This window comes from Micromonospora sp. HK10, assembly GCF_000982955.1.
Classification (GTDB): Bacteria; Actinomycetota; Actinomycetes; order Mycobacteriales; family Micromonosporaceae; genus Micromonospora.
Genome location: NZ_KQ058881.1, coordinates 97,023 through 104,302, shown reverse-complemented (window position 1 = coordinate 104,302; position 7,280 = coordinate 97,023). Strand labels below are relative to the sequence as shown.

Here is a 7,280-nt window from a genome sequence, read left to right as displayed (position 1 = left end):
CTGCCGGCCGAGGTCGGTCAGCCCGGCCAGCACGGCGTCGTCACCGCCGCGGGCCAGGGCCTGGATCCGGTCGAGCTCCGGCAGGTAGTCGGTGACCGGCCCGTCCTGCTCGGCGTCGGGCAGCAGGCGGCGGACCACGGCGTCCACCCCGGTGAGTGCGGCGAGGCAGCCGCGCCGGCCGCACGCGCAGACCGGCCCCGCCGGGTCCAGCGGCACGTGCCCGATCTCGCCGGCGAAGCCGCGACCGCCGCGCAGCAGCCGGCCGCCGCTGACCAGGCCGGCGCCGACCGCCACCCCGCCGGTCAGGTGGATCAGGTCGGCCGTGCCGGCGTACGCGCCGTGGCGCTGCTCGGCCAGCACGGCGAGGTTGGCGTCGGTGTCGACGGCCACCGCGAAGCCCGGCTCCCGCAGCGCGCGGCGCAGCTCGTCGGCGAGCGGCACGTCCCGCCAGCCCAGGGCGGGCGCCAGCGGCACCGCCTGGTCGGTGTCGACCAGGCCGGGCACGCCGACGGCGAGGCCGAGCACGGTGCGGCCCTGCCCGCCGATGCGGGTGATCGCGCGGCGGGCCAGCGCGGCGAGCGCCTGCACGGTCTCCGCGGCGCTGGCGGCCGGCGCGGCGAAGGCCCGCCGCCAGGTGAGCAGGCGGTTGCCGCCGAGGTCGACGGCGACCACCACCAGCTCGTCGGCGCCGATCTGCAGGCCCAGCCCGGCGTACGGCGCGCCGTCGAGGACGAGCATGGTGGCCGGTCGGCCGACCCGGTTCTCGGTCAGCCCGGTCTCGCGCAGCAGCCGCCGGTCGATCAGCTCGGTGACCAGGCTGGAGACGGTGGCCTTGTTGAGGCCGGTGTGCGCCGCGATGTCGGCCCGCGAGCAGGGCGCGTGCAGGCGGACGTGCCGCAGGACCACGGCCCGGTTGGCCACCCGCACATCGCCCAGGTCGCTGGGTCGGGGTGGGGTGTGAATGCTGATCACGAGCTGCCCGCTTCCTGCGCCGACGGTCCCGGTGGTGCGGACCTCATCATCGCCTACCTCCGTGGCCGACCCGGGCCCGCCACCACCGGCTGTCTTGTGGGCGGCATCACCGTCGTCTAATTTGTTCGGCTAGAACCCCAACTAATCCTATGCGGATCCCGAGTCCTCACGAAACCCGTACCCACGAAGGGAGTGCGCCGTGAAGCCGTCCCTGCCGGGCGTATCCACCGACCGCCGGAGCGTGCTGCGGCTGATCGGCCTCGGCACCGCCGCCACCCTGGGCGGCGGCACCCTGGCCGCCTGCAGCAAGGAGGCGGGCAGCAAGGGCACCGCCACCAAGGCCGACGCCATCCGGTCGGTGCTGCCCACCTACAAGCCGGCCGAGCTGCTCAAGCCGGACATCCCGGGCGAGGGCCCGATCCCGGACGGCTACCTCGCCTACCCCCGCCAGCTCGTGGACGCGGTCACCGAACAGCCCGGCCGCGGCGGCCCGGCGATCCGCACCATGAGCCCCTGGTGGGGGCCGACCCCGCCGACCCTGGGCAAGAACTCCTACCTGGCCGCCGTCAACGCCAAGCTCGGCGTCGACGTCGACCCGAGCCTGCAGGACGGCACCACCTACGCCGACAAGCTCAACGCCATGCTCGGCGCCCGCGACGTGCCGGACCTGCTGAGCATCCCGAACTGGGAGGTCGACAAGATCGCCCGGTTCTCCGACGCCGCCAAGGCGCTCTTCGAGGACCTCACCGACCACCTCAAGGGCGACGCCGCCGCGACGTACCCGTACCTGGCGTCGCTGCCCACCGGGGCCTGGGAGTACTCGGTGTGGGGCGGCCGGCTCGCCGCGGTGCCGTTCCCCACCGACGGGCCGTTCGGCTGGGCGCTGTTTCACCGCAAGGACCTGCTCGACAAGGCCGGGCTGGCCGCCCCGACGTCCCCCGAGGAGTTGCACGAGCTGGGGCGCAAGCTCACCGATCCGGCCAAGGGCGTGTGGGCTTTCGGCACGGTGTTCGACATGGTCCAGCAGTTCTTCGGCTGCCAGCAGATCTGGCGCAAGAAGCCCGGCGGCGGCCTGGAGCACAAGTACGAGAACCCCGCCTTCGCCGCCGCGCTGGAGTTCACCGCAAAGCTGTTCGCCGACGGCCTGGTCCACCCGGACACCGTGTCCAGCAAGGGCGCCGACGAGAAGCAGCTGTTCAAATCCGGCAAGATCGTCATGTACCAGGACGGCCTCGGCGCCTGGCAGGGCATGCAGAGCGAGCAGACCAAGGTGCTGCCCAGCTTCAACATGCAGCCGCTGCCGGTCTTCGGCGCCAACGGGGGCAAGCCGCTGATCTGGGGCAGCGAGAAGCCGATCTTCTTCACCTTCGTCAAGAAGGGCCTCGGCAAGGACCGGGTCGGCGAGCTGCTGCGGGTGCTCAACTGGTGCGCCGCCCCGTTCGGCAGCCGCGAGTTCGAGCTGCGCGAGTACGGCGTGGAGGGCAAGCACTTCACCCGCTCGGCCGACGGCAGCCCGGCGCTGACCGAACTGGGCCGCCGGGAGATGGGCGCCCAGTACACCCACATCGGCGGCCGGGTCCCGGTCAAGGTACGCAGCGCCGACACCCCCAACTACGTGCAGGAGTACCTCGGCTACTACAACAAGAACATCGGGCTCATGGAGAAGGACCTGTTCGCCGGAATCAAGCTGGAGCTGCCCGCCAACTGGTCGAAGCTCCTGCAGCCCACCGAGGACAAGCTCCGCGACATCCTGCGCGGGCGGCGGCCCCTCAGTGACCTGGAGGCGGTCAAGAAGGAGTTCTTCGCCACCGGCGGCGAGGAGGGGCGCGCGTTCCACGAGAAGGCGCTCGCCGACAACGGCCGATGAACCGGCGTCAGCCACCGCGTCACCGGCAACCGGCCGTGGGCTCGCCCACGGCTGGCGGGCCGGGGCAGGTGGACGCATGAGCACCCGGGAGGCCGCCGGTGTGGTGGCGGCGCCGGCGACCGACCCGCCCGCGCCGCCCCGTCCCGTTACCCGGCGGCGGCGCCGGCTGCGGACCCGGCTGGCCCGCGACTGGCCGCTGCTGGCGATGACCGCGCCGGCCGCCGCGCTGCTGCTGGTCTTCCACTACCTGCCGACCCTGGGCAACGTCATCGCCTTCCAGGACTACAACCCGTTCCTCGGCGACGGCCCGCTCGACGCGTTCCTGGGCAGCGAGTGGATCGGCTTCGGCAACTTCGAGGCCCTCTTCACCGACCCGCTGTTCTGGGACGCGGTCCGCAACACCCTCACCATCACCGCGTTCCAGCTGGTGTTCTTCTTCCCACTGCCGATCCTGCTGGCGATCCTGCTCAACAGCGTGGTCTCCGGCCGGGTGCGGGCCTTCGTGCAGAGCGTGGTCTACCTGCCGCACTTCTTCAGCTGGGTCCTGGTGGTCACCTTCTTCGTGCAGATGCTCGGCGGCGCCGGCCTGCTGGCCCAGGAGCTGCGCGACGCCGGGATGCAGCCGTGGAACATCATGACCAACCCGGACACCTTCATCGTCCTGGTCACCGGCGAGGCGGTGTGGAAGGACCTCGGCTGGGGCGCGATCGTCTTCCTGGCCGCCCTCGCCGCGATCGACCCCAACCTGTACGAGGCGGCGGCCGCCGACGGCGCCGGACGCTGGCGGCGGCTGTGGCACATCACCCTGCCCGGCCTGCGCCCGGTGATCGTGCTGCTGCTCATCATGCGCCTCGGTGACGCCCTGTCGGTCGGCTTCGAGCAGTTCATCCTGCAACGGGACGCGGTCGGCCGGGACGCCGCCGAGGTGCTCGACACGTTCGTCTACTACCAGGCCATCGTCACCCAGCAGTGGGGACTGGGCGCCGCCGCCGGCCTGTTCAAGGCGATGGTGGGCCTGGCGCTGATCCTCACCGCCAACCACGTCGCGCACCGGCTCGGCGAGCAGGGGGTGTACTCGAGATCATGACTGTGACCACCGAGCCCGCGGCGCGGCGACGGCCGAGGTCCGGGCGAGCACCGTGGGAGGAGCCGCCGTCGCCGCTCGGCGCGGCCACCAAGGCGGTGCTGCTGACCCTGCTCGTGGCGGCCGTCCTGCTGCCGCTGTGGGTGGTGCTGGTGACCAGCCTCGCCTCCCGGGAGACCATCGACGCGGCCGGGGGGATGGTGCTGGTGCCCCGCGAGGTCGACCCGTCGGCGTACCTGACCATCTTCAACGGTGGGCAGATCAGCCGGGCGGTCTGGATCAGCACCCTGGTCACCGTGGTCGGCACCGCGCTGAGCCTGACGCTGACCGTGCTGGCCGCGTACGGGCTGTCCCGGCCCGGCTCGGTGGGGCACCGGGGGTTGCTCTTCTTCTTCCTGCTGACCTTCTTGATCTTCCCGGGGCTGGTGCCCAGCTACCTGGTGGTTGCCGGGCTCGGCCTGAAGGACAGCATCTGGTCGCTGATCCTGCCCAGCGCGATCAGCGTGTTCAACCTGGTGGTCATCCGGGCGTTCTTCCTGAACATCCCCGGCGAGCTGCTGGACAGCGCCCGCGTGGACGGGGCCGGGGAGCTGCGCATCCTCTGGCGGATCGCGTTGCCGCTGTCCCGGGCGGTGGTGGCCGTGGTCGGCCTCTTCTACGCCGTCGGCTACTGGAACGCGTACTTCAACTCGGTGCTCTACATCGACGACAACGACATGTTCCCGATCCAGCGGGTGTTGCAGAGCTACATCCTGGCCGGGCAGTCGCCGAGCGTCTCCGGCGCCGCGGTCAGCCTGCCCGGGATCACCGCCTACCCGCCGACGCTCGCGGTGAAGATGGCCGTCGTGGTGGTCACCGTGATCCCCGCGGTGATCGTCTTCCCGTTCGTGCAGCGGCACTTCACCAAGGGTGTGATCACCGGAGCGGTGAAGGGCTGAGCGGCCCGGGTGGCGCCCGACCGTCCGGGCGTCGGGCGCCACCCGGGCGTCAGGCCGGGAACCAGCCGTCGAACGGGGTCACCGGCACCGGCGATCCGTCGAGCAGCACCCGCCGTGGGGTGTCCGCGCCCACCGCGCTCACCCGCCGTACGTCCAGCGGGCCGTCGACCCGTACCCGCAGGGTGTCCCCGTCGCGCACCGCCGTGATCACCGTGTCACCGCCGTCGTCGGACACCACGGCGCGGCCGTCCACGCCACCCCAGGCGACCAGGGTGACGTCCCGGAACGGCCCCTCCGCGACGGTGCCGGCGGGGGCCAGCACCGGGATCAGCGCGCCGTGGCGGACGTAGAGCGGCAGCCGGTCGATCGGCACGTCGACCCGCAGGTGCCGGCCGCCGGGATGGCGCTGTCCGGTGGCCGCGTCGAGCCAGTCGGCGCCGGTGGGCAGGTAGACGTCGCGCCGACCGGACGGGTCGAGCACCGGGGCGACCAGCAGGTCGGTGCCGAGCCGGTACTGCAGGTCGACGGTCCAGGCCGTCGGATCCTCGGGGGTGTCGAGCAGCAGCGCCCGCAGCATCGGGGTGCCGGTCCGGGCGGCCATCACCGCCGCCGACCACAGGTACGGCAGCAGCCGGTAGCGCAGCCGCAGCGCGGCCACCGCGTGCCGTTCCGCCTCGGGCGGGAAGTCCCACGGCAGCCGGCTGGTGGTGCCGTGCAGCCGGACCAGGGGGGACAGCGCGCCGAACTGGGTCCAGCGTACGTACAGGTCCGGCTCGGGCGTGCCGTGGAAGCCGCCGGTGTCGTGGCTCCAGAACGGCACCCCGGAGAGCCCGTGCGACAGGCCGCCGCGCAGCGTGCTGGCCATGCCGGGCCAGGTGGCGTTGACGTCGCCGCTCCACTGCGCGCTGTGCCGCTGCCCGCCCAGGTAGGAGGAGCGCGCCCACACCGTACGGTGCCCGGCCACCTCCTCGGTGACGCCCGCGACCACGTCGTTGAAGAGCAGCGCGTACACGTTGTGCAGCTCGACGCCGGTCATCCCGTTGTGCGCCACCGCGTCGGCGGGCACCCCCTCGGCGAAGTCGGTCTTGAACACGGCCACGCCCTGCTCCAGCAGCGGGCGCAGCAGCCCGGTGAACCAGCGCACCGCCGCCGGGTTGGTGAGGTCGACGATGGCGCAGACCGGATAGCTGCCGTGCCAGGTGTCGGCGACGTACGTGCTGCCGTCGGCGCGGCGCAGGAGGTAGCCGGCGGCCTCCGCCTCGGCGTACAGCGGGCTGCCGGTCATCAGGTACGGGTTCATCCAGAGGCAGACCCGGAAGCCCTGCTCGCTGAGGGTCTTGAGCATCCCGGCCGGGTCGGGGAAGGCCTCCTCGTCCCAGCGCAGGTCCGACCAGTTCCCGGCGACCTGCCAGTAGCAGTCCAGGTGCAGCACGTCGCAGGGGATGTCCCGTTCCCGGATCAGCCGGGCCCGTTCCAGGACCCGCTGCTGGCTGTCGGGGAAGAAGCCGGAGGAGATCCACGCGCCGAACGCCCAGCGCGGCGGCAGGTACGGCCGACCGGTCAGCCGGTCGAGCCGGTCCAGCACCTCGGCCGGGGTCGGCCCGGCCAGCACGTAGTAGTCGAGCAGGTCGTCGGGGACCAGCAGTTGCACGCTGCTGTGGGTGGCGGCGCAGACATCGAACTGCACCGGCAGCCCGCTGTCGACCAGCACCCCGTAGCCCCGGTCGGAGAGGTAGAACGGCACGTTCTTGTGCGAGCGGTCCGACTCGCCGCCGAAGGCGTCGAAGTTCCACATCAGTGGCCGCTGGCCGCGCTTGTCCAGCGGGGTGAACTTCTCCCCGAACCCGACGAACCGTTCGTCGCCGGGGGCGGTGAAGCTCTCGTGCCAGGCCACCGGCGCGCCATCCACGTAGGAGCGCCCGAGCGGCAGGGTGCGCCGGCGGCCGCTGATGTCGCGGGTGCCGGGGTCGGCGGCGAGCAGCAGCCGCCCGTCCGGGGCGAGGAACCGCAGCCCCCACGGGTCGAGCCGGATCTCGGCGAGCACGCCGCCGGCGTCGACGCGCACGTACCCGCCGCCGACGGTGACGCGGGCGGGTCCGGGCTCGGGGTGGACCAGGGTGAGCGCGCGGGCCGAGCGGCTGCGGGCGGCGAGGTCCTCGGCGAGGCGTACCCGGATCATCCCGTCGCCGGCGGACTCCACCCGGGCGGCCAGCGTGGCGCCGTCGTCGGTGGTGGCCGCCAGGGTGACCCCGTGCGGGTCGGTGCCGACCACCTCGGCCCGGGTCACGACGGCGGCCCCCTGCTCACCGGGTGCCCGGGTTGGCAGCTCGGGCGGGTCGGCCACGAAGGTCTCGTACGGGACCAGGGGCGGGCGGTACGGCATGGGCGTCTCCTCGAAGGCCGGCCGGGGCGGTACCGC

General features: G+C 72.8%; 5 protein-coding genes. 3 read left to right on the top strand and 2 right to left on the bottom strand.

All coding sequences use genetic code 11. The features are described from left to right. On the bottom strand, positions 1-972 hold a 972-nt coding region (locus LQ51_RS26590; protein ID WP_046570375.1), incomplete at its 3' end, for an ROK family transcriptional regulator. Between the two features lie 199 nt (positions 973-1,171). Here LQ51_RS26590 and LQ51_RS26585 point away from each other — a divergent pair. The 3 genes from LQ51_RS26585 (at position 1,172) to LQ51_RS26575 (ending at position 4,861) form a co-directional block, all read left to right on the top strand. After that, complete coding sequence (locus LQ51_RS26585) at positions 1,172-2,839, top strand: extracellular solute-binding protein (RefSeq protein ID WP_052745067.1); 1,668 nt, start codon at positions 1,172-1,174, stop codon at positions 2,837-2,839. 76 nt (positions 2,840-2,915) lie between these two features. After that, positions 2,916-3,926: an ABC transporter permease gene (locus tag LQ51_RS26580; protein WP_046570331.1), complete on the top strand. Its 1,011-nt coding sequence runs from the start codon at positions 2,916-2,918 to the stop codon at positions 3,924-3,926. After that, positions 3,923-4,861 carry a carbohydrate ABC transporter permease gene (locus tag LQ51_RS26575; RefSeq protein ID WP_046570329.1) on the top strand — a complete coding sequence of 313 codons (939 nt, stop codon included), beginning with the start codon at positions 3,923-3,925 and terminating at the stop codon, positions 4,859-4,861. The genes LQ51_RS26580 and LQ51_RS26575 overlap by 4 nt, the downstream gene beginning before the upstream one ends. 49 nt (positions 4,862-4,910) lie before the next feature. On the opposite strand, the gene LQ51_RS26570 is transcribed toward LQ51_RS26575, so the two are convergent. After that, entirely contained in the window at positions 4,911-7,244 is a 2,334-nt protein-coding gene (locus tag LQ51_RS26570; RefSeq protein ID WP_046570327.1) for a TIM-barrel domain-containing protein, read from the bottom strand. Positions 7,245-7,280 lie beyond the last annotated feature (36 nt).